Raw genomic sequence first — 20912 nt, 5'->3', positions numbered from 1 at the left:
CGCCTCGGCGGGTTTTTTTATGCGTGAAATACGGTCAGTTCAATAGCTGACGGCTCACCAGCGGACCGCTGATGCCTTTTGCTGTGCGATCCATCACTTCCTGGATCACTGAAGAAAGCTCATTGACTTCGAATTTGGCCACGTAGCCATCCGCTTTTACTCGGCGAACATGATCTTCGTTCGCACTACCGGAAAGCGAAGAGTGGATAACGACCGGGATCTTCTTCAGGCGTTCGTCGGTTTTTATTTTGCGGGTAAGCGTAAAACCGTCCATCTCCGGCATTTCGAGATCGGTGAGTACCAGGGCGATCTTCTCGCTAATAGGCTTGCCCTCCGCCAGTGCTTCTGCGGAAAGCTGCTGTATTTTTTCCCACGCATCCTGGCCCGTTACATGCATCAGATGCGGGATTTCCATGGCGTTAAGCCCTTTTTCCAGCATTGCGCGGGCCACTTTTGAATCATCTGCCACAATCGCCACCGCACCCGGCGTGATGTTGAATTTATTGGTTTTCAGATCGGTTGCGCGCAGGTCGTGGTTCGCCGGTACGATGTCATACAAGATCTGCTCAACGTCGAGCACCAGCGCCAGGTTGTTGGTTTCTTTGTTGTCGTCCAGGCAAGCGATACTGGTGATATAGCGACCATTGACGGCTTTCTCGGCGGTATGCACCTGTTGCCAGTCCAGGCGCATAATGTTTTCCACTGACTCCACCGCAAACGCCTGGACGCTGCGGGCATATTCTGTGATCAACAGGATGTTGAGTCCGGTCTCTGGTTTACAGCCCGCGACGGCGGGCAGGTCAATCACCGGGATCACCTGATCGCGAATATTAACCATACCCAGCAGCGGGGCTTTCATACCAGCCGGACGTGTAAAGGTCGGCATCGGCACGATTTCACGCAGCTTGAATACGTTGATGCCAAATAGCTCTGATTTCTGCTCCTCAACAGATTTGCCGAGGCGAAATAGCAGCAGTTCAAAACGGTTAGACAGGGTTAGGTTTGTCCTGTCATCAATATCTTTCTGGAAATTGTTCATCCTGTCCTCAGTGTGAAAGCCAGCCTTTCCACTGTTATCGGCACTGAGGCGGAAAAATAAAGCGTTAAACGCTGAAAATGGCGAAATCGTGAGCCAGTTCCGTGTCTGGAAAAATCGCTTTGCACTCTTCAAGCAAACGCTGACAGCCTTTTTCATCATAGCGTGAGCTAACGTGGGTCATGATCAGGCGTCCCACTCCGGCATCCAGCGCCAGCTGTGCGGCTTGTCGGGTTGAGCTGTGCCCGCGACTGTTCGCTTTCTCCTCCATTGAGGCATCCAGCGTGGTTTCGTGTACCATGACATCTACACCTCGAGCCAGTTCAATGGCGGACGCGCAGGGTCCTGTGTCACCGAAAATAGCGACTGATTTTCCCCTGGTGGCCGGGGCGAGGAAGTCGGCGCCGTGGATCGTACGTCCATCCTCCAGCACGATAGTTTTCCCGGCTTTCAAATCCTGAAACCACGGGCCCGCTTTAACACCTGCCGCCTTCAGGGCGTTAGCGTCAAGCGCACCGGGTTTGTCATGCTCTTGAATGCGAAAACCGTAGCACTCCAGCGGATGCGCCAGCGGGTACGCCGTGACTTTACGCAGGCCGTCATCGACAATCTCACCTGCGGTGATTTCCACAATTTCCATCGGATAATCGGTCCAGGAGCCGCTCAGACGTAATGCGGTTTCGGTAAACTCTCGCAACCCTTTTGGCCCGTAAAGCGTCAGAGGCTGGACATTGCCGGCCATTGAGCGACTGCACAGTAGTCCCGGTAAACCAAACAGGTGATCGCCGTGCAGATGGCTGATAAAAATACGATCGAGTTTTCCTGGATTGAAAGGGGTGGTCAGCATCTGATGCTGCGTCCCTTCACCGCAATCAAAAAGCCACAGCCCCGCCTGAGTCGGGTGTTGCAGATTCAGTAAAATTGCCGTTACATTGCGTGAGCGAGTGGGGACTCCCGCTGACGTGCCTAAAAATAGTAATTCCATCTTCGCGTTACACTTTTCGCCATCAATAAGGCAGGGTGTTCAGGTTATCACAACATAGGGGCAGACAATGATTCACTGGCAAGATCTCCACCATGCAAAGCTGAGTACCCAACAACTGTACGCACTACTTCAGTTGCGATGCGCGGTGTTTGTAGTTGAGCAACAGTGTCCGTACCTGGATGTGGATGGCGATGACCTGGTTGGAGAGAATCGCCATATTCTGGGCTGGCATAACGATGAGCTGGTGGCGTATGCGAGGATTCTGAAAAGCGATGACGAGCTGGAGCCGGTGGTGATTGGTCGGGTGATTGTAAGCGAAGCGCTGCGTGGTGAAAAACTGGGGCAACAGCTGATGGCCCAGACGCTGGCATCCTGCGCGCAACACTGGCCACACAAGGCGTTATATCTGGGCGCGCAGGCGCATCTGCAATCGTTCTATGCGCGCTTTGGCTTTGTTCCGGTAACGGATATCTATGACGAAGACGGTATTCCACACGTCGGAATGGCGCGGGAAGCACATCAGGCGTAAACAGGCACAAACAGTCCAGGTTGTCTATAGTTAGCGAGTACGTCAATTGAAAGGGAGAATATAATGTCTTTTCATTCTTATGAATCACGTATCGATGATGATCTGGAATTATTGAGTGAAACGCTGGAAGAGGTGCTGCGTTCTTCTGGCGACCCAGCAGATCAAAAATACCTTGAGTTAAAAGCGCGGGCAGAGCGGGCGTTAGAAGAGGTGAGAAATCGCGTCAGCCATGCTTCTGATAGCTACTATTACCGTGCGAAAAAAGCTGTTTGTCGGGCGGATGACTATGTGCACGAAAAACCCTGGCGCGGGATCGGTGTTGGCGCCACAGTCGGTTTAGTGATGGGATTATTGTTAGCACGGCGATAAATTCCGTTCTGTCATCGCATTTGTACGTACTCCCTAACTGGGGGTACTGCTTTTTCTGCTCAGTACCCCGTATAATGTGAGGTTTTTAACAGGGAGAGGTCCGCGTGCATTCAATCACTACTGCGCTGGAAAGTCTGATGCGTCATTTGTCGCAAGAGTTACCAGCCGCACCTGGAATTCGTATTTACGACATACCTTTCCCACTGAATGATGCGTTTGACGCTTTAGGATGGCTGGCTAGCCAACCCGTCTGGCCCCAGTTTTACTGGCAGCAGCGTAACGGCGACGAAGAGGCCGCCGTATTAGGGGCCGTCGCCGCATTTTCCTCGCTGGAATCGGCCCAGCAATTTTTACACCAGCATGATAATCATCCCGACCTGCGCATCTGGGGCCTGAATGCCTTTGAGCCACAGCGTGGCAATTTGCTGCTGCCGCGGCTGGAGTGGCGACGTTGCGCCGGAGTGGCGAGCTTACGCTTACATCTCTATAGCGACGTATCGTTACGTGACGACGCCGCGCAGGCGGTGGCGTTTATCTCATCGCTCGCCAATGTTAAGCCGCTACCCGCGTTGCGTCTCAGTTTGACGGGAGAACAGAACTGGCCAGATAAAGCGGGCTGGACAAATCTGATAAAACTCGCCACGCAAACGATCAATAGGGAAGAACTCGATAAGGTTGTGCTGGCACGGGCGACCGACTTACAGTTTTCTCAGTCGGTTAATGCCGCGGCCGTGATGGCTTCCAGCCGTCGCTTAAACCTGAACTGCTACCATTTCTTTATGGCATTCTCTGCCGACTCCGCTTTTCTTGGCTCTTCCCCTGAGCGTCTGTATCGGCGGCGAGACACGGCGCTGCGCACCGAGGCGCTGGCCGGAACCGTTGCTAACCACCCTGAGGATCATCGCGCCTGGCAGTTGGGTGAATGGCTAATGAAAGATGATAAAAACCAGCGTGAGAATATGCTGGTGGTTGAAGATATTTGCCAGCGCCTGCAAGGCTGTACGCAAACTCTTGATGTGCTGCCGCCACAGGTGCTGAGACTGCGTAAAGTGCAGCACCTGCGCCGTTGCATCTGGACGGAACTGAATCAGGCCGACGATACGCTTTGCCTGATGCAACTCCAGCCCACGGCGGCTGTCGCCGGTATTCCGCGAGAGCTGGCACGTGAATTCATCCAACAAAATGAACCCTTTGAACGTGAGTGGTATGCCGGTTCTGCGGGTTATCTTTCACGGCGCCAAAGTGAGTTTTGCGTGTCACTACGTTCGGCGAAAATTAGCGCAAACGTGGTGCGCCTGTATGCCGGAGCAGGGATCGTACGTGGTTCAGATCCTGAGCAGGAATGGCAAGAAATAGACAACAAAGCGGCGGGTTTACGTACTTTATTACAGATGGAAGCCTAATGAGTCACACATTACCGACTCATATCAAAAATCCATTTATTCGATTCTTTATACTGTGTCGCAATATTGATACCGGACAATCTCATGTCAGTAAGCGCATTTAACCGACGCTGGGCGGCGGTCATTCTGGAAGCACTCACTCGCCACGGCGTCAGGCATGTCTGCATTGCCCCTGGCTCTCGTTCTACACCGTTGACGCTGGCGGCAGCGGAAAACCCCGCATTCATCCACCACACCCATTTTGACGAGCGTGGTCTTGGGCATCTGGCCTTAGGTCTTGCAAAAGTTAGCCGTCAGCCTGTCGCCGTGATTGTGACGTCCGGTACCGCGGTGGCGAATTTATATCCCGCGTTGATTGAAGCGGGCCTGACCGGTGAAAAACTAATTTTACTTACGGCAGACCGACCGCCAGAGCTTATCGACTGTGGCGCGAACCAGGCGATTCGTCAGGCCGGAATGTTTGCCTCGCATCCATCGCAAACGCTCTCTTTACCGCGTCCGACTCAGGACATTCCGGCAAGCTGGCTGGTGTCCACTATTGATAATGCGTTAGCAACCCTGCATAGCGGGGCGGTTCATATCAATTGCCCGTTTGCGGAACCGCTGTATGGCGATATGGACGAAACGGGGATTGCCTGGCAGCAGCGCCTCGGCGACTGGTGGCAGGACGATAAACCCTGGCTGCGAGAAGCGCGTCGGCTGGAAAGCGACAAACAGCGCGACTGGTTTTTCTGGCGACAAAAACGCGGCGTAGTCATTGCGGGCCGCATGAGCGCTGAAGAAGGTAAGAAAGTTGCGCAGTGGGCGCAGACGTTAGGCTGGCCGCTGATTGGTGATGTTCTGTCGCAAACCGGACAACCGCTGCCGTGCGCCGACCTGTGGCTGGGAAATGCGAAAGCGGTAGCTGAGTTACAGCAGGCGCAGATTGTGGTGCAGCTTGGCAGCAGCCTGACCGGAAAACGACTCCTGCAATGGCAGGCTAACTGCGATCCGCAGGAATACTGGATTGTCGATAATATCGAAGGCCGCCTCGATCCGGCTCACCATCGTGGCCGCAGGCTGGTGGCGAAAGTTGGCGACTGGCTGGAGCTGCATCCGGCGGAGAAACGTCAGCCCTGGTACGTGGAAATCCCTCGTCTGGCGCAACTGGCCTGGCAGGCGGTAGAAGCCCGTCGTGAGGCGTTTGGTGAAGCGCAATTAGCCCACCGTATTCGCGAATACTTGCCGGAGCAGGGGCAGCTGTTCGTGGGTAACAGTCTGGTGGTACGCCTGATTGATGCGCTGTCGCAGCTTCCGGCTGGTTACCCGGTCTATAGCAACCGTGGCGCGAGCGGTATTGACGGCCTGCTGTCAACGGCTGCAGGTGTACAGCGTGCCAGCGCGAAATCGACGCTGGCGATTGTTGGCGATTTATCTGCATTGTATGACCTGAATGCGCTGGCGTTATTGCGCCAGGTTTCTGCACCGTTTGTCCTGATAGTGGTCAACAATAACGGCGGACAGATTTTTTCTCTGCTGCCGACGCCAGCCAGCGAACGCGAACGGTTCTATCTGATGCCGCAGAACGTACATTTCGAGCATGCTGCCGCCATGTTTAACCTTAAATACCAGCGCCCGGAAAACTGGGAGCAGCTGGAGAGCGCGTTGACTAACGCCTGGCGTACTCCTGCGGCCACGGTGATTGAGCTGGTGGTGAATGAAACTGACGGGGCGCAAACCTTGCAGCAACTGCTGGCGAAGGTAAGTCATCTATGATCCTGCATGCGCAGGCGAAAGAGGGCCAGACGGGATTTCCCTGGCTGGTTTTCCTGCACGGTTTCTCTGGCGATTGTCGGGAATGGCAGACGGTCGGCGAAGCGTTTCAGGATTATTCGCGGCTATACATCGATCTGCCGGGACACGGTGGCTCTGCTGACATCAGCGTGAGCGGATTCGATGACGTAAACGTTTTGCTGCGTAACACTCTGCTTAGTTACAACATACACAACTACTGGCTGGTGGGATACTCTCTTGGTGGCAGAGTCGCGATGATGGCGGCCTGTCAGGAGATGCCTGGGCTTTGTGGTCTGGTGGTTGAAGGTGGACATCCAGGCTTGCAAGGCGAAGAGGCGCGCGTTCAGCGTCGTCTCTCGGATGGCCGCTGGGCTGCGCGTTTTCGCGCAGAGCCGCTACGTGAGGTGTTTAATGACTGGTATCTACAGCCCGTTTTTTCCTCGCTGAACACGGCACAAAGAGAGGCGCTGGTCGCTCTGCGTAGCCAGAATAATGGGCAAACGCTGGCGGCAATGCTGGAGGCCACCTCGCTTGCCGTACAACCTGATTTACGTGCGCAACTCACGACGCGCACATTTCCGTTTTATTATTTATGTGGTGAACGTGACGATAAATTCCGCGCTCTGGCGGCGGAAATATCAGTACCAAACCATGTGATTCGTAATGCCGGACACAACGCGCATCGGGACAACCCCGCGGGTGTAGTGGACTGTCTGGCTCAGATTCTGCGTCGCTGACTATAGGACATTTTATGATCTATCCTGATGAAACAATGCTTTACGCACCGGTAGAATGGCACGATTGCTCTGAAGGCTATACCGACATTCTTTACGAGAAATCCACCGACGGTATCGCAAAAATCACCATTAATCGTCCGCAGGTACGCAATGCCTTCCGTCCGGTCACCGTGAAAGAGATGATCCAGGCGCTGGCGGATGCTCGCTATGATGACAACATCGGCGTGATTATTCTGACCGGTGCGGGCGATAAAGCGTTCTGTGCAGGCGGCGATCAGAAGGTACGTGGCGACTACGGCGGATACCAGGATGACTCCGGTGTGCATCACCTGAACGTACTGGACTTCCAGCGTCAGATTCGTACCTGTCCGAAACCGGTAGTAGCGATGGTTGCAGGTTTCTCCATTGGCGGCGGTCATGTGCTGCACATGATGTGTGACCTGACCATTGCGGCTGAAAACGCCATCTTCGGTCAGACCGGTCCAAAAGTCGGTTCCTTCGACGGCGGTTGGGGCGCTTCCTATATGGCGCGCATCGTCGGTCAGAAAAAAGCGCGTGAAATCTGGTTCCTGTGCCGTCAGTACGATGCGAAACAGGCGCTGGATATGGGGCTGGTCAACACCGTGGTTCCGCTGGCGGATCTGGAAAAAGAGACAGTACGCTGGTGTCGCGAAATGCTGCAAAACAGCCCAATGGCGCTGCGCTGCCTGAAAGCTGCACTGAACGCCGACTGTGATGGTCAGGCAGGTCTGCAGGAGCTGGCAGGTAACGCCACTATGCTGTTCTACATGACGGAAGAAGGTCAGGAAGGCCGTAACGCCTTTAACCAGAAACGTCAGCCTGATTTCAGCAAATTCAAACGGAATCCGTAATGCGTAGCGCGCAGGTATACCGCTGGCAGATCCCCATGGACGCGGGGGTGATTCTGCGCGACAGGCGGTTAAAAACGCGTGACGGGTTATACGTATGTCTTCGTGACGGTGAGCGTGAAGGGTGGGGAGAAATCTCCCCGCTGCCGGGCTTCAGTCAGGAAAGCTGGGAAGAAGCGCAAACCGAGTTGCTGGCTTGGGTGAAAGGCTGGCTGCAAGGGGATGCCTCCTTACCGCAACTGCCTTCAGTCGCCTTTGGCGTAAGCTGTGCGCTGGCCGAACTGGCTGGCGTATTGCCACAGGACGCAGACTATCGTGCTGCACCGCTGTGTACGGGCGATCCTGACGATCTGGTACTGCAACTGGCGGACATGCCGGGCGAAAAAGTGGCGAAGATTAAGGTCGGTCTGTATGAAGCGGTTCGCGACGGCATGGTAGCCAATCTGTTACTTGAGGCGATCCCGGAGCTGCATTTGCGACTTGACGCCAACCGGGCCTGGACGCCGTTGAAAGCTCAGCAGTTCGCGAAATACGTTAATCCGGAGCATCGCGGACGCATTGCCTTCCTCGAAGAACCGTGCAAAACCCGTGATGATTCTCGTGCCTTCGCGCGTGAAACCGGCATTGCCATCGCCTGGGATGAAAGTCTGCGTGAAGCGGATTTCACCTTCGAAGCCGAAGAGGGCGTCAAGGCTGTGGTTATCAAACCTACGCTGACCGGCAGTCTCGATAAAGTCCGTGAACAGGTGGCAGCGGCGCATGCGCTTGGTCTTACTGCCGTTATCAGTTCGTCAATCGAGTCGAGTCTGGGCTTAACCCAGCTGGCGCGAATTGCCGCCTGGTTGACGCCGCAAACCATCCCGGGTCTGGATACCCTGAGCCTGATGCAGTGCCAGCAGGTACGCACCTGGCCGGGTAGCGCGTTGCCGTGTATCGACGTTGATGCGCTGGAACGTCTGCTATGACCCAGCAGGAAATGCCCGATAGCGTGAGCTTATCGGGCCTGATACAACCCAGTGACTGGCCGTGGCGTCACTGGCGACAGGTTCGTGCGAAGGCGCCAGCCTTACGCCTCAACGATGAGGCATTAAGCTGGAGCGAGCTCTGCGCGCGCATCGACCATCTGGCCAGCGGTTTTGCCGCTCAGGGCGTGGAAGAAGGCGATGGCGTCCTGCTTCGCGCCTGGAATCATCCGCGCGCTTTGCTGGCCTGGCTCGCGCTGCTGCAGTGTGGGGCGCGGGTTTTACCTGTGAACCCACAGTTGCCTCATTCGCTGCTTGATGCGCTGGTCCCGGACTTAACGCTACGTTTTGCGCTGGATCTGGAGGCTGCTATCGCACTCCCGGAACTCAGTCCGTTACAGATGCAGTCGTTGCCAGGCGATCACGCCGCTGCATGGTTGCCCGAGCGTTTGAGCACGATGACGTTAACCTCAGGTTCTACCGGATTACCAAAGGCGGCGGTGCATACCTGTCAGGCGCATCTGGCAAGCGCGCAGGGCGTACTGTCATTAATGCCGTTTGGTGCTGAGGATGACTGGCTGCTCTCACTGCCGCTGTTTCATGTTTCCGGGCAAGGCATTTTGTGGCGATGGTTGTTCGCCGGGGCGCGAATGACCGTGCGCGACAAACAGCCGCTGGATCAAATGCTGGCTGGATGCACTCACGCTTCACTGGTGCCCACGCAACTGTGGCGCTTACTTGTTAATAACACACCAGTCACGCTAAAAGCGGTGCTGCTGGGCGGTGCGGCAATTCCTGTTGAGTTGACGGAACAGGCGCGTGAACAGGGGATTCGTTGCTGGTGCGGTTACGGATTGACGGAGTTTGCTTCTACGGTTTGTGCGAAAGAGGCAGATGGCCTGGCGGATGTGGGCTCTGCTTTACCGGGGCGGGAAGTCAGGATCGTTAATGACGAAGTTTGGCTACGAGCCGCCAGCATGGCGCAAGGTTACTGGCGTAACGGACAGCTTATGCCTTTAGTGAACGCGGAAGGCTGGTTTGCAACCCGCGATCGCGGCGTGTTGAAGGACGGCAAGTTAACCATTGTCGGTCGTATGGACAATCTGTTCTTTAGCGGCGGGGAAGGCATACAGCCGGAAGAGGTGGAACGCGTGATTGCCGCACATCCACATGTTCTGCAGGCCTTTATTGTGCCGATAGAAGACAAAGAATTTGGCCATCGCCCGGTGGCGGTCGTTGAGTATGACGCTAATGCTGGAGAAACTAATCTGGCAGAGTGGGTAAAAGATAAGCTGGCCCGCTTTCAGCAACCGGTATGTTGGTTGACATTGCCACCCGAGCTTAAAGCCGGAGGGATAAAAATCTCGCGTCGTGCGTTGTCGGATTGGGTAAGTGCTTCATCATTAACATTAAGAAAGCATTAATTACATTTCTCATTTTTGTCATTCCGCAGCTATTGTCCTTTTGTTTATCTGCTAAAGTGTAACCTATTGTGAAATTTATTAACAAAAGGTGCGCTATGGAATGGCATGTGAAGAAGTCTTGCTGTCACAAGAAAGCAGGGAGGCTCTATATCGTCCTTTGCGATAGTGGTGGTTCGCTTAAGATGCTCGCTGAGGCGCAATCTTTCGAGCGGGTTAAACCTGGCGATCTTCTTTCACCGCTGAAAGATGCGCAGTACTGTGTTAATCGCGATGCATCCCGCGTGATTAAAATAATCGATGCCAGACAGTACATATGTGACGAATGGGAGCGCCTGTTACGACTGTCGGCAGATAAATGAGCTCAGCGCCGGTGCTTGTCTGCAGGCAGAAAAATCGTCATTAAACCCGCCATGATGCACAGTACCCCAACCAGCGCCTTTACTGAAAATGTTCCCTGCCAGCCGGGCAGAATCATTGATGCAACCCAAACCAGCACATAGCTCAGGCTGAGCAGGGCATAAGCTTTGCTCAGCGCGAGCTGGTGCAGGGCTTTATGCCAGCATATAACCGACAGCAAATAGCCTGCCAGCCCGGCAGATAAAGCAAACGCTCCAATACTGAGAGAGAATACGGCGGAGATGAACGCCAGCGGCTGCATCATTGGCGGCAGATTATCCATTGCGAAGCCGAGGCTCAACTGGGCTGCGGAGGTGATAATAACGCTACATAATCCCCAAAAGATGCCCATTACACTGCGCTCCCAAGAATAAAGATGCCGGTAATGATCAGCCCAACTCCCAGCCAGTGGCGTGTAGTGACGGGTTCGCGCCAGATTTTCCACGCGGCCAGCGTCACCCATACAAAGTTAAGACTCAGCATGGGGTAGGCGATGCCGACAGGAATGTTCTGCAGTACCGCCAGCCATAGCAGCATGGCCAGACCGAGGCTTGCCAGAGCAAGCCCAATCCATTGCGTGACGTGGCGTTTTCGCGCACGAACGGACACCGGTCGGGTCGCCTGCTTCTGGCATAGCTGGCCGCAGACGCTGAGCAGGCTGGCGAGAACTAAGGCTATCCAGATCATTTTGGCCGATACTGAATCAGGACCAGTCGCCCCTGATTATCAATGTAATCAGCGGGAGGGATAGCGAGTTGATTAATATCTTCATCCTTATCAATCGTGAGCACGAGCGTAATATTTCCTTGCTGACGATGTTGCGCTAACCAGTCGGCAAAGTCTTCCCGACTAACAAAACGCCCCTGAGCATCCGGGTAGTTGAGGCCATATTTTAACTCGCCCGTTTGGCCGTACATCATGATGTCGTCACGTTTCAGGCTCCAGGCCAGCCCTGCGGCAACGCCAACGTTGTCGGCGAGAATGTAACGGCTCGACTCCAGCGACTCTTTAGTCATCTCGACAAAAAACTGCGGCTGTTTAGACTCCATCACCCGGTCAGGGACTGAGAAACCAAACAACAGCGCGAGTCCCAGCGGACACAGCGCGGCGAATTTCCAGTTCTTCTCGCGGTTATTTAGCGTATACCAGCCGAACAGTGCCCAGGTGATAAAAATGCCCCACGCGCAAAACACCTTATACGTTTCGATATGCGACCAGACCGGCGTCTTTAACGGACCCAATGTGGAAACAATAAATGTGGCGACAATGCCGGTCACGCCGAACAGCACGTTGATCCAGCCATTCACACGCAGTGCGGCGGAGCCTTTTTCCGCGGCCTGTAGGCCGAAACGCGCCGTTAATATCGCCAGCGGGGCGAAGCAAGAAAGAATATAGGTCGGCAGTTTTCCTTTGGCGATGCTGAAAAACAGGATTGGCATGACAATCCAGCTTAACAGGTACAGCGCGCTGCGCGGAACATCCCGCTCACGCCAGCCCGTACGCAGCGCGCCGGGGAGCAGCCCGAGCCATGGTAATGCGCCAGCCACGAATACCGGAATGTAGTACCAGATGGGAGCCTTGTGTTGGGCATCATCCTGTGCGAAGCGTTGAATATGTTCAACCCAGAAGAAGTAATGCCAGAAATCCGGCTCACGCCGGGCAATCGCTATTCCCCACGGCAGCACAATCACGACGCAGCCGATAACCGCCAGCAGACCGTAGAGCATGAGATCTTTCCAGCGCTTTTGCGCGAAAACCCACGGCAGTACGCTGAGCACAGGAACGGCAAGCGCCAGGAAGCCCTTGGTCATCACGCCCATGCCGCAGGTTAACCCTAACAGCAAAAAAGCGATGATTTTGCGCGTTCTGGTGGTGGCCTGCATGCCTTCCCAAAAACAGCACATGCCCGCCATCAGCCAAAGCGCAATTATGGGATCAAGTACCGCGTAGGTGCCGATGCTGTAAACCGAGAAAAACGTTAAAAAGATAGCAGAAGAGAGTACGGCGGTACGCTTATCCTGCCATAACCGCATGGCAAGCCAGGCTACCAGTAGCGCCGTCAGCAAGGTGGCAAATATAGCCCCCGCTCTGACGCCAAAATTATTAGCGCCAAATAGCCATTGCCCGATGCTGTTTAACCAGTATCCGGCAATCGGTTTTTCGAAGTAACGGAGTCCTAAAAAGTGCGGCACGATCCAGTCGCCGGACGTCAGCATTTCCCGACTGATTTCGGCATAGCGCGTTTCATCAGGCTGCCAGAGCAGGCGACTGTTGATAGGGAGAATAAAATACAGCGCAATAAACGCGATACAGGCCAGAGTGTAGCGGGCAGCAGGTTTCATTGTGTCGCACTCACCGGTTGTTGGCAGCCGAGCCATCCCTCTCTGCCCGGTATTTTTCCCCGCACGATCTGCCCTGTTGGCAGCGTGCTGATATCGTCTGGTAACAGCTCGCCAAGCGGGCAAAATGTCATCCCCATGTCCGCGGCGCGAGTAAGCAGCTCGTCAAAATTCTGATGAAAGGCGATGCCTTCAACTTCCGCATGAATGGTGTACACCGGTGTTCCTCTGCTCATCTGGATGTGGGAGAGAATATAAGCGTTGAAGTCCACCGCCTGGACCTCCTGACCAACCACTTCATCCCATGTTGGTAACGTGACGGGAATTTGCGGCGTACCTGTTTTCCCGGACGCCAGTACAGGACGAAATAAAGACGTTCCCCGACAGTCGCTGTTATAGCGTAAATGGAACGTTTCTTTTGCCTCGACGACGCGGTTGTCGGCACGCCATCCGGCAACCGCAGAACAGGTAACCGGTTGTCCGATGATGGCTTCAAGGGCGGTAATGCCTCGTGAAATATCATCAATCAGCTGTTTATCATTCCAGTTTCCGCTTCGCGCTTGCCAGGCATGGTGATCCCAGGCATGCAAACCGGTTTCATGAATCAGGGCGGTTTGCGCAATGATCGCCGCATTGGCCTGGCCAATCTCTTTTCCCGGCCACGCGGTTCCCGCGAGCAATATATCCCATCCGTAGAGCGATGCTGCGTTTGAGCGCAGCATTTTCCACAGAAATTGTGGCTTCACAAGACGCCAGAGATGGCGCCCCATGTTGTCAGGTCCAACGCTAAAGAAAAAACTTGCCCGAACGTTATGCCGGTTCAATGTCTCCAACAGTCGGGGCACACCTTCGCGCGTCCCCCGGAAAGTATCGACATCAATGCGCAAGCCTACTTTGGTCATGATGTGTGTTCCGTGATATCCACACTGCGTAAGAAGAAGTCCAGCGTCTCTTCTACCGTTTCCTGCATCTCAATGGTGGGCTTCCAGTTCAGGCAGCGTTTTGCATTACGAATGTTGGGCTTACGATGCTCAACGTCCTGATAACCTTTACCATAGTAGCTACTGCTTTCGACGTCACGGAAACCGGCAAACGGCGGGAAGTGGTTGCGTAATGGGTGTTTTTCAAAGCAGGTAAGCAGCATTTCTGCCAGTTCCTGAATACTGGCCTCATTCTCCGGATTACCGATGTTGATAATTTCGCCATCGCAGCGTCCGCCTTCGTTTTCAATGATGCGGTACAGGGCTTCGATACCATCGCGAATATCAGTAAAGCAGCGTTTTTGCTTACCGCCTTCAATCAGCTTAATCGGTGAACCTTCCACCAGATTGAGGATCAATTGAGTAATGGCGCGTGAGCTGCCGATACGCGCGGCGTTAAGGCTGTCCAGACGCGGTCCCATCCAGTTAAACGGACGGAACAGGGTGAAGCGCAATCCCTCTTTTTCGCCGTATGCCCAAATTACGCGGTCCAGCAACTGCTTGGAAACGGAGTAGATCCAGCGTGGTTTATTGACCGGACCGACGATCAGGTTCGAGCTGTCTTCATCAAAAACTTTGTCGGTACACATGCCGTAGACTTCGGAGGTTGACGGGAAAATGATGCGCTTACGGTATTTCACGCAGTAGCGAATGATTTTCAGGTTCTCTTCAAAATCGAGCTCAAACACGCGCAGCGGGTTGCGGGTATATTCGATTGGCGTGGCGATCGCTACCAGCGGCAGCACGACGTCGCATTTTTTCACATGATATTCAATCCATTCGGAGTGAATGCTGATATCGCCTTCGACGAAATGGAATCGTGGATGCTGCAGAAAACGACTAATGGCGTCGCTGCCAATGTCGAGTCCATACACTTCGTAATTGTCTTCTTGCAACAGGCGTTCGGTCAGATGGTTACCAATGAAGCCATTGACGCCAAGGATCAGCACGCGAGTACGACGTTTAGCGGTAGTAACTGACTGGCTGTTCAGGCGAGAACCTGGTACCAGGCCCAGAACCTGCGCGAGCTGTGACCCCTGCATGGCAATACCATCGCCAGCTTGCCCGGTAATAATCTCCAGTGCGCCATCAGCGCAGGCGATCAGCAAAGGAGAAACGGAGATGACGGTTCCTGGCTGGGCTGCGCGGTCATTTTTGCAAACACGTGACGACCAGACGGTGAATTTTTGCGTACCAACATAGCTAAATGCGCCCGGCCATGGATCGCTGACGGCGCGTACCTGGTTATGCAACTCTGCGGCTGGTTTGTTCCAGTCGAGGAAGCTATCTTCCGGCGTGCGGCGACCAAAACAGGTCGCCTCTGCTTCCTGTTGGAGGTGTTCTGCATAATCTCCCGTTTTAATCGCGGGCAGCGCCTCTTCCAGTAACTGACGCGCTGCCTGGCACAATTTATGGTGCAGCGTTAACGCCACATCATCGGGCGAAATAGCAACCCGCTGCTGGGCAACAATGGCACCGGCATCCGCGCGTTTGACCATCCGGTGAAGCGTGACGCCGGTTTCGGTTTCACCATTGACCAGTACCCAGTTCAGCGGCGCGCGGCCACGGTATTTCGGCAGCAGCGAGCCGTGCAGATTAAATGCACCCTTAGGGGCAAGGCTGAGGATCTCATCACTCAGTAAATGGCGATAGTAGAACGAGAAGATAACATCAGGTGCCAGTTGGCTAATGCGCTCAATCCACAGGGGATGATTAACCTCGTCCGGGGCGTAAACCGGAATACCGGCGCTGGCCGCGAGGCGGGAAACAGATCCAAAAAACGCTTTTTCACCCGGATTGTCGGTGTGCGTAAAAATGGCAGCGATTTCATAACCTGCATCCAACAAGGCCTGGACACCCTGACATCCCATATCGTGATAGGCAAATACGACGGCTTTCATGCGCGGTTTTCCTCGGTTGACTGCGTGGTTTGTGGGCGGATAACGTGTTGAACAAAATAGCGGGGGCGGGCGCGGACATCGTTATAGATGCGACCGATATATTCGCCGAGTAACCCCATGCCAATAAACTGTGCGCCGATAAAGGTAAACAGGACGGCAAACAGCATGAATACCCCTTCCGCGGCCCACTGTGGGCCGAGCGTCAGGCGCAGAACAACAAGCAAGACTGATAAGGTAAAGCCCGTGGCGGCGATCACGCTGCCCAACAGACTCAGCATGCGAAGCGGTGTTGTGGTAAGGCAAGTCACCAGGTCATACATCAGGTTGATCAGACGCATGAAGCTGTATTTGGAATCACCAAATTCGCGCTCTGCATGATGTACCGGGATCTCCGTCGCGCGACGGGCAAAAATGTTGGCCAGAATCGGGATAAAGGTGCTGCGCTCCTGGCAATGCAGCATGGCATCGACGATGTGACGGCGATAGGCGCGTAGCATGCAACCGTAGTCACCCATCGCTTTTCCGGTGGTGCGCTGAATCAGATGGTTGATCATGCGTGAGGCGGTCTTACGAAATACGCTGTCCTGCCGGTTCTGGCGCACCGTGCCCACCACATCAAACCCCTCATCTGCTGTGGCGACCAACCGAGGGATCTCCTCCGGCGGGTTCTGCAAATCGGCATCCAGTGTGATGATCAAGTCGCCAGTGACATGGCTGAAACCGGCCATAATCGCCGAGTGTTGTCCGTAATTGCGATTCAGCAAAATAGAAACAATATGGCTGTTTGGTGCCTGGGAGGCGTTCATCATCAACTGAGCGGAATTGTCACTGCTACCGTCGTCGATCAGCAGAATTTCATAGTCTTTACCCAATTTCTCGCAGGCGGCGCTGGTGCGTCTGATTAACTCTGGCAGGCTTTCCTGTTCATTAAAAACGGGAATGACCACCGAGACTTTTTTGATTGGTGCTGCTTCAAACATGATTATTGTCCTGCAATCTCGCGAAGTGCCGTAATGACCCGCTGGGTATCCGCTTCGGTCATGTCTGGGAATAACGGCAGCGAGCAGATGCGCGCGCTGTTCCATTCAGTATTTGGGAGCGAAAGGGTAGTGAAGCGTTCGCGATAATATTTTTGCGTATGGGCTGCACGAAAATGCAGACCGGTGCCGATATCTTTAGTCTTCAGCGCTTCCATCAGGGCATCTCTGCTCAGCCCGCAGCGGGTTTCGTCAACACGAATGATGAATAAGTGCCAGGCATGAACGTGCGGCCACCGGGGCAGGTCCAGCGGTTGAAATGGCGTATCAGCCAACGCCTGCTGATATTGCTGGGCAATTTGCGCCCGGCGTGAATTCAGTTGCTCCAGCTTATTCAGCTGTACCAACGCAATAGCGGCATTGATATCCGTCAGGTTGTATTTGTATCCTGGCGCAAGCACTTCGGCCTGCGGTGCCCGGCCATAGGTTTGTCGATCAAAAGCATCAACGCCCAGACCGTGAAACTTCAGGCTGCGAAGCCGCTGGGCAAGCTGGCTGTCGTCGGTAACAATCAGTCCACCTTCTGCGCAGGTGATATTTTTGATGGCGTGAAACGAGAAGATTGCCGTACCGCGCGCTCCGACATGACGGCCCTTATACAATGTCCCTACGGCATGGGCGGCATCTTCTATTACCGGGATGCCATAACGCTCGCCAATGGCATAAATCGCGTCAAGATCGACGGGGGCGCCTGCGTAATGTACTGGAACAATGGCTTTAGTTCGTGGGGTAATAGCGGCTTCAATTTGCTCAGGTGTGACCATAAGTGTATCGCGGTCGACGTCGACCATGACTGGCGTCGCACCCAGCAGGACAATCATGTTGAGGGTGGAAACCCACGTCATTGACGGCGTAATGACCTCATCGCCTGCACCTATGCCCAACGCCATCAGTGTGATGTGCATACCCGCCGTGGCAGAGCAGACGGCGACGGCGTGTTGATTTCCTGTGAGCTGGCAGAAGGCTTCTTCCAACTGTTGGTTCTTCGGGCCAGTGGTTATCCATCCAGAGTCCAGCACCGCTTTTACAGCGGCAAGCTCTTCAGCACCCATTGCCGGGCGAGAGAAAGGCAAAAAGTCAGACATCATTATTCCTTCAAGCCATTTAACGCTACCGAAGTTTTATTTTTGGGACTAAACAGGGGCGTCGTTAATTATTTCATCAGGCTACAAAGGTTAATGGCCGAAGGTTAATTTATCCTTAAGGTTTAAGGTTTGGGAGATAATAACAAAGACAGTGGGGAGTGATTTATTTGTTTGAATATAAAGAGTTTTTAGTCATTATGGCGGTATTGTTCTCTGTTGCTGAATGCTTAGAGCAATACCGCTAATGTGATCATTGTTTATATTACGTTTAAACTCGGGGGACTTACAGTAACCCTTTCAAGGTTAACGTTTTACGTGTGGCGATATTTAAGTCGTAGGTGCCGAGATCTTCCGCTTTAACCCAGGCGAACGCCTGGAACTCTTCGTTAATGTTCACTTCACGATTAGCTGCCACACAATCGAAGATGAGATAAATCATATAAATCTCTTCCTGGCTGCCATCCGCGTACGTTTTAGTACGAATATCGTCACTGAATGTCCATGGCGTAATTTCTGATAACACCAGCTGCTCGCCCAGCTCCTCTCTCACTTCCCGACGCAAAGCTTCTTCGATGCGCTCACCCGGCTCAACGCCACCGCCAGACAGCGCCCACTGACCGGGAAACACGCCGCGGTCGTCAGCCATTTTGCAGAGTAAATAGCAGCCATCGTTTTGAATTAATGGGCAAACAATTGTTCTTTGGCGCATAGGTCAAGTCCTTGCAGGGGCGGGTATTAAGAATTCCATCATCCACCTATCTTACCTTTTGCTGGCTGGAGAAAAAACGCTTCATCGACGATTAAGTCCGTACGGGCGAGGAAAAATTGATTGTTGTTGAAAATGGCGTTCAGGGATGCGAACGATAGATTACATACAAAAATTTAACCTTATCTAATCTCATTAAGTAGTATTTAGTTACAATATGGTCTTGCATCGCTTTTTTAGCTCATTGATTCCTCGTCATCTGACAGTACAATTCACCGGTTTTGGGGCTATGTTTTGATTCTTGCAGGAAAGGATAGAAAATGAAAAAAAGTTTACTGTTGGGTTTTGCCGGAATGCTGTTTGTTTCTGCTTCGGCAAACGCGATTAGCATCAACGGTCAGGCTGGCGAAGACTACACCAACCTTGGATTCGGTATGGGTACTGAGACCACCGGTCTGGCCGTCAGCGGCAACTGGATGCATAATGATGACGACGGCGATGTTGCTGGGCTGGGCCTGGGGCTGAATATCCCGCTGGGTCCACTGTTGGCGACCGTTGGTGGTAAAGGTGTATATACCAATCCAAACGATGGCGATGAAGGTTATGCTGCGGCTGTCGGTGGTGGTTTACAGTGGCCGATCGGCGACAGCATTCGTCTGTTTGGTGAGTACTATTACTCGCCTGATTCGCTTTCCAGCGGTATCGACAGCTATGAAGAAGCAAATGCTGGTGCACGTTTGACTATTATGCGTCCGCTGAGCATCGAAGCCGGTTATCGTTACCTGAACCTGGCAGGTAAAGACGGTAACCGTGATAACGCAATTGCTGATGGCCCGTACGTTGGGGTTAACGCCAGCTTCTAACATTTCTGGCGCGGCGTTCAGTCGCGCCTTCCCCCCTCCATGCGTTATAGTGTTTTCATCATAAAAGCAGGAGAACACGATGTTAAACGTGGAGATGCTATCCACCGGGGATGAAGTGTTGCACGGACAAATCGTCGACACCAATGCCGCCTGGCTGGCCGATTTTTTCTTTAATCAGGGTTTACCGCTAACACGCCGCAACACGGTAGGTGACAATCTTAACGATTTAGTCGCCGTTTTGCGTGAGCGTAGCGAACACGCCGATATACTGATCGTTAATGGCGGTTTGGGGCCAACCAGCGATGATTTGAGCGCGCTGGCAGCGGCAACGGCAAAAGGCGAAGGGCTGGTGCTGCATGAAGCATGGCTGACCGAGATGGAGCGATATTTCCGCGATCGTGGCCGCGTGATGGCGCCGAGCAACCGCAAACAGGCTGAACTTCCCGCCAGCGCGGAGTTTATCAATAATCCGGTGGGTACCGCGTGCGGGTTCGCCCTGAAGCTTAACCGCTGCCTGATGTTCTTTACACCGGGTGTACCGTCAGAATTCAAAGTCATGGTTGAGCATGAGATTCTGCCGCGTTTGCGTGAGCGTTTCTCTTTGGCTCAGCCCCCGTTATGCCTGCGATTAACCACCTTTGGCCGTTCTGAAAGCGAGCTGGCACAAAGCCTGGATCCGCTGACTTTGCCACCGGGTGTAACAATGGGATATCGCTCCTCAATGCCGATTATTGAGCTGAAGCTGACCGGGCCGGATTCACAACGGGAAGCGATGCTGGCGCTGTGGCCTGAGGTGAAAAAGGTTGCCGGGCAAAACATGATTTTTGAAGGTACGGAAGGTTTGCCTGCGCAAATCGCCCGCACGTTACAGGAACGACAATACAGCCTGACGCTGAGCGAACAATTTACCGGTGGTCTGGTCGCGTTGCAGCTTTCTCGCGCTAATGCTCCGTTGTTGGCGAGTGAAGTTGTTCCGCCTCAGGAAGAAACGCTGGCGCAAACGGCGCATTGGGTAACCGAGCGACGTAGCAAACATTATGCCGGGCTGGCTTTGGCGATATCAGCTTTCGAAAACGAACATATTAACTTTGCGCTGGCCACCCCCAATGGGACATATGGTTTGCGCGTTCGGCTGAACGCTAATCGCTACAGCTTGTCGATTCGTCAGGAAGTGTGCGCAATGATGGCGCTAAATATGCTGCGCCGTTGGCTTAACAATCAGGATCTTGCCAGCGAGCACGGCTGGATCGAAGTGGTTGAGTCGCTCACGATTTAATTATTAACAGGGAAGGTTACAAACCTTCCCAATCTGACTCATTCTGTGACATCGTCAGGTAATAGCCCAGTAATTAACCTAACCAAATCACGATCAATTCCATTTTCCAGCATCATGCGCGCGATACGTAAGGCTTCTTCTTGCGTTCCTTTTTGCACCCCTTGCTCTAACCCTTGTTGTAGCCCTTGTTGTAGCCCATTGTGGTGACCTTCTTGTTTTAGCCTCTCTGCGATTGTCATCAA

At 53.6% G+C, this 20912-nt stretch carries 22 protein-coding genes; 11 read left to right on the top strand and 11 right to left on the bottom strand.

The annotated features are described in order from the left end of the window. Positions 1 to 34 precede the first annotated feature (34 nt). Together E6P06_RS19515 and rbn are read right to left on the bottom strand one after the other, a co-directional pair. Entirely contained in the window at positions 35 to 1039 is a 1005-nt protein-coding gene (locus E6P06_RS19515) for a chemotaxis protein (RefSeq protein WP_003839364.1), read from the bottom strand. Between the two features lie 64 nt (positions 1040 to 1103). Continuing rightward, positions 1104 to 2021, bottom strand: coding sequence for a ribonuclease BN (rbn, locus tag E6P06_RS19510; RefSeq protein WP_032949697.1), 918 nt, complete (start codon positions 2019 to 2021; stop codon positions 1104 to 1106). A 67-nt stretch (positions 2022 to 2088) separates the two neighbouring features. Here rbn and E6P06_RS19505 point away from each other — a divergent pair, with 67 nt between their 5' ends. The 9 genes from E6P06_RS19505 (at position 2089) to pmrD (ending at position 10446) form a co-directional block, all read left to right on the top strand. Beyond that, positions 2089 to 2550, top strand: coding sequence for a GNAT family N-acetyltransferase (locus tag E6P06_RS19505; protein ID WP_003845092.1), 462 nt, complete (start codon positions 2089 to 2091; stop codon positions 2548 to 2550). Positions 2551 to 2613: 63 nt separating this feature from the next. Continuing rightward, on the top strand, positions 2614 to 2919 hold the full coding sequence (elaB, locus tag E6P06_RS19500; protein WP_003027683.1) for a stress response protein ElaB: 306 nt from the start codon (positions 2614 to 2616) through the stop codon (positions 2917 to 2919). A gap of 104 nt (positions 2920 to 3023) precedes the next feature. Next, a complete protein-coding gene (gene menF / locus E6P06_RS19495; protein ID WP_139935596.1) occupies positions 3024 to 4322 on the top strand; it encodes an isochorismate synthase MenF in 1299 nt (432 codons plus the stop codon). A gap of 84 nt (positions 4323 to 4406) precedes the next feature. Further along, positions 4407 to 6077 (top strand): 2-succinyl-5-enolpyruvyl-6-hydroxy-3-cyclohexene-1-carboxylic-acid synthase, encoded by a 1671-nt coding sequence (gene menD / locus E6P06_RS19490; protein ID WP_139935595.1) that lies wholly within the window; start codon positions 4407 to 4409, stop codon positions 6075 to 6077. Further along, positions 6074 to 6832 (top strand): 2-succinyl-6-hydroxy-2,4-cyclohexadiene-1-carboxylate synthase, encoded by a 759-nt coding sequence (menH, locus tag E6P06_RS19485; protein WP_016150696.1) that lies wholly within the window; start codon positions 6074 to 6076, stop codon positions 6830 to 6832. The genes menD and menH overlap by 4 nt, the downstream gene beginning before the upstream one ends. 14 nt (positions 6833 to 6846) lie before the next feature. Next, positions 6847 to 7704, top strand: a complete 858-nt coding sequence (gene menB / locus E6P06_RS19480; RefSeq protein WP_003027671.1) for a 1,4-dihydroxy-2-naphthoyl-CoA synthase — start codon at positions 6847 to 6849, stop codon at positions 7702 to 7704. Continuing rightward, entirely contained in the window at positions 7704 to 8666 is a 963-nt protein-coding gene (gene menC / locus E6P06_RS19475) for an o-succinylbenzoate synthase (RefSeq protein ID WP_139935594.1), read from the top strand. The genes menB and menC overlap by 1 nt, the downstream gene beginning before the upstream one ends. Beyond that, a complete protein-coding gene (gene menE / locus E6P06_RS19470; RefSeq protein ID WP_139935593.1) occupies positions 8663 to 10087 on the top strand; it encodes an o-succinylbenzoate--CoA ligase in 1425 nt (474 codons plus the stop codon). Before menC ends, menE begins: the two co-directional genes overlap by 4 nt. A gap of 95 nt (positions 10088 to 10182) precedes the next feature. Next, positions 10183 to 10446 (top strand): signal transduction protein PmrD, encoded by a 264-nt coding sequence (gene pmrD / locus E6P06_RS19465; RefSeq protein WP_048218323.1) that lies wholly within the window; start codon positions 10183 to 10185, stop codon positions 10444 to 10446. A gap of 2 nt (positions 10447 to 10448) precedes the next feature. Here the strand turns inward: pmrD and arnF are convergent, their stop codons facing one another. The 8 genes from arnF to nudI form a co-directional block, all read right to left on the bottom strand. Further along, complete coding sequence (gene arnF, locus E6P06_RS19460) at positions 10449 to 10835, bottom strand: 4-amino-4-deoxy-L-arabinose-phosphoundecaprenol flippase subunit ArnF (RefSeq protein WP_003027663.1); 387 nt, start codon at positions 10833 to 10835, stop codon at positions 10449 to 10451. Continuing rightward, on the bottom strand, positions 10835 to 11170 hold the full coding sequence (arnE, locus tag E6P06_RS19455) for a 4-amino-4-deoxy-L-arabinose-phosphoundecaprenol flippase subunit ArnE (RefSeq protein ID WP_003027661.1): 336 nt from the start codon (positions 11168 to 11170) through the stop codon (positions 10835 to 10837). The genes arnF and arnE overlap by 1 nt, the downstream gene beginning before the upstream one ends. Continuing rightward, positions 11167 to 12825 carry a lipid IV(A) 4-amino-4-deoxy-L-arabinosyltransferase gene (gene arnT / locus E6P06_RS19450; RefSeq protein WP_139935592.1) on the bottom strand — a complete coding sequence of 553 codons (1659 nt, stop codon included), beginning with the start codon at positions 12823 to 12825 and terminating at the stop codon, positions 11167 to 11169. Before arnT ends, arnE begins: the two co-directional genes overlap by 4 nt. Beyond that, positions 12822 to 13724, bottom strand: coding sequence for a 4-deoxy-4-formamido-L-arabinose-phosphoundecaprenol deformylase (gene arnD / locus E6P06_RS19445; protein ID WP_003027653.1), 903 nt, complete (start codon positions 13722 to 13724; stop codon positions 12822 to 12824). The genes arnT and arnD overlap by 4 nt, the downstream gene beginning before the upstream one ends. Beyond that, entirely contained in the window at positions 13721 to 15703 is a 1983-nt protein-coding gene (arnA, locus tag E6P06_RS19440; protein ID WP_139935591.1) for a bifunctional UDP-4-amino-4-deoxy-L-arabinose formyltransferase/UDP-glucuronic acid oxidase ArnA, read from the bottom strand. Before arnA ends, arnD begins: the two co-directional genes overlap by 4 nt. After that, on the bottom strand, positions 15700 to 16683 hold the full coding sequence (gene arnC, locus E6P06_RS19435; RefSeq protein ID WP_003027648.1) for an undecaprenyl-phosphate 4-deoxy-4-formamido-L-arabinose transferase: 984 nt from the start codon (positions 16681 to 16683) through the stop codon (positions 15700 to 15702). The genes arnA and arnC overlap by 4 nt, the downstream gene beginning before the upstream one ends. Positions 16684 to 16685: 2 nt before the next feature. Further along, a complete protein-coding gene (gene arnB, locus E6P06_RS19430) occupies positions 16686 to 17825 on the bottom strand; it encodes a UDP-4-amino-4-deoxy-L-arabinose aminotransferase (protein ID WP_057101397.1) in 1140 nt (379 codons plus the stop codon). Between the two features lie 283 nt (positions 17826 to 18108). Beyond that, the gene (nudI, locus tag E6P06_RS19425) at positions 18109 to 18534 is read right to left on the bottom strand and encodes a nucleoside triphosphatase NudI (protein WP_003027643.1); all 426 of its coding nucleotides are present in this window, start codon (positions 18532 to 18534) and stop codon (positions 18109 to 18111) included. Between the two features lie 317 nt (positions 18535 to 18851). Here nudI and E6P06_RS19420 point away from each other — a divergent pair, with 317 nt between their 5' ends. Together E6P06_RS19420 and E6P06_RS19415 are read left to right on the top strand one after the other, a co-directional pair. Continuing rightward, positions 18852 to 19394: a YfaZ family protein gene (locus E6P06_RS19420; RefSeq protein ID WP_003027640.1), complete on the top strand. Its 543-nt coding sequence runs from the start codon at positions 18852 to 18854 to the stop codon at positions 19392 to 19394. A 79-nt stretch (positions 19395 to 19473) separates the two neighbouring features. After that, on the top strand, positions 19474 to 20670 hold the full coding sequence (locus E6P06_RS19415) for a nicotinamide mononucleotide deamidase-related protein YfaY (protein WP_044714030.1): 1197 nt from the start codon (positions 19474 to 19476) through the stop codon (positions 20668 to 20670). A 38-nt stretch (positions 20671 to 20708) separates the two neighbouring features. Here the strand turns inward: E6P06_RS19415 and E6P06_RS19410 are convergent, their stop codons facing one another. Next, positions 20709 to 20909, bottom strand: a complete 201-nt coding sequence (locus E6P06_RS19410) for a hypothetical protein (protein ID WP_072211985.1) — start codon at positions 20907 to 20909, stop codon at positions 20709 to 20711. Between the last annotated feature and the right edge of the window lie 3 nt (positions 20910 to 20912).

It is taken from the genome of Citrobacter sp. CF971 (assembly GCF_006385635.1).
GTDB classification, from domain to species: domain Bacteria; phylum Pseudomonadota; class Gammaproteobacteria; order Enterobacterales; family Enterobacteriaceae; genus Citrobacter; species Citrobacter freundii.
The sequence above is the reverse complement of the archived record's forward strand: the minus strand, read 5'-3'. Positions and strand labels throughout refer to the sequence as shown.

Coding starts and splice junctions, on each gene's coding strand:
- E6P06_RS19515 (WP_003839364.1), bottom strand. CDS start 1,039: ATGAACAATTTCCAGAAAGATATTGATGACAGGACAAACCTAACCCTG.
- rbn (WP_032949697.1), bottom strand. CDS start 2,021: ATGGAATTACTATTTTTAGGCACGTCAGCGGGAGTCCCCACTCGCTCA.
- E6P06_RS19505 (WP_003845092.1), top strand. CDS start 2,089: ATGATTCACTGGCAAGATCTCCACCATGCAAAGCTGAGTACCCAACAA.
- elaB (WP_003027683.1), top strand. CDS start 2,614: ATGTCTTTTCATTCTTATGAATCACGTATCGATGATGATCTGGAATTA.
- menD (WP_139935595.1), top strand. CDS start 4,407: ATGTCAGTAAGCGCATTTAACCGACGCTGGGCGGCGGTCATTCTGGAA.
- menH (WP_016150696.1), top strand. CDS start 6,074: ATGATCCTGCATGCGCAGGCGAAAGAGGGCCAGACGGGATTTCCCTGG.
- menB (WP_003027671.1), top strand. CDS start 6,847: ATGATCTATCCTGATGAAACAATGCTTTACGCACCGGTAGAATGGCAC.
- menC (WP_139935594.1), top strand. CDS start 7,704: ATGCGTAGCGCGCAGGTATACCGCTGGCAGATCCCCATGGACGCGGGG.
- menE (WP_139935593.1), top strand. CDS start 8,663: ATGACCCAGCAGGAAATGCCCGATAGCGTGAGCTTATCGGGCCTGATA.
- pmrD (WP_048218323.1), top strand. CDS start 10,183: ATGGAATGGCATGTGAAGAAGTCTTGCTGTCACAAGAAAGCAGGGAGG.
- arnF (WP_003027663.1), bottom strand. CDS start 10,835: ATGGGCATCTTTTGGGGATTATGTAGCGTTATTATCACCTCCGCAGCC.
- arnE (WP_003027661.1), bottom strand. CDS start 11,170: ATGATCTGGATAGCCTTAGTTCTCGCCAGCCTGCTCAGCGTCTGCGGC.
- arnT (WP_139935592.1), bottom strand. CDS start 12,825: ATGAAACCTGCTGCCCGCTACACTCTGGCCTGTATCGCGTTTATTGCG.
- arnD (WP_003027653.1), bottom strand. CDS start 13,724: ATGACCAAAGTAGGCTTGCGCATTGATGTCGATACTTTCCGGGGGACG.
- arnA (WP_139935591.1), bottom strand. CDS start 15,703: ATGAAAGCCGTCGTATTTGCCTATCACGATATGGGATGTCAGGGTGTC.
- arnC (WP_003027648.1), bottom strand. CDS start 16,683: ATGTTTGAAGCAGCACCAATCAAAAAAGTCTCGGTGGTCATTCCCGTT.
- arnB (WP_057101397.1), bottom strand. CDS start 17,825: ATGTCTGACTTTTTGCCTTTCTCTCGCCCGGCAATGGGTGCTGAAGAG.
- nudI (WP_003027643.1), bottom strand. CDS start 18,534: ATGCGCCAAAGAACAATTGTTTGCCCATTAATTCAAAACGATGGCTGC.
- E6P06_RS19420 (WP_003027640.1), top strand. CDS start 18,852: ATGAAAAAAAGTTTACTGTTGGGTTTTGCCGGAATGCTGTTTGTTTCT.
- E6P06_RS19415 (WP_044714030.1), top strand. CDS start 19,474: ATGTTAAACGTGGAGATGCTATCCACCGGGGATGAAGTGTTGCACGGA.
- E6P06_RS19410 (WP_072211985.1), bottom strand. CDS start 20,909: ATGACAATCGCAGAGAGGCTAAAACAAGAAGGTCACCACAATGGGCTA.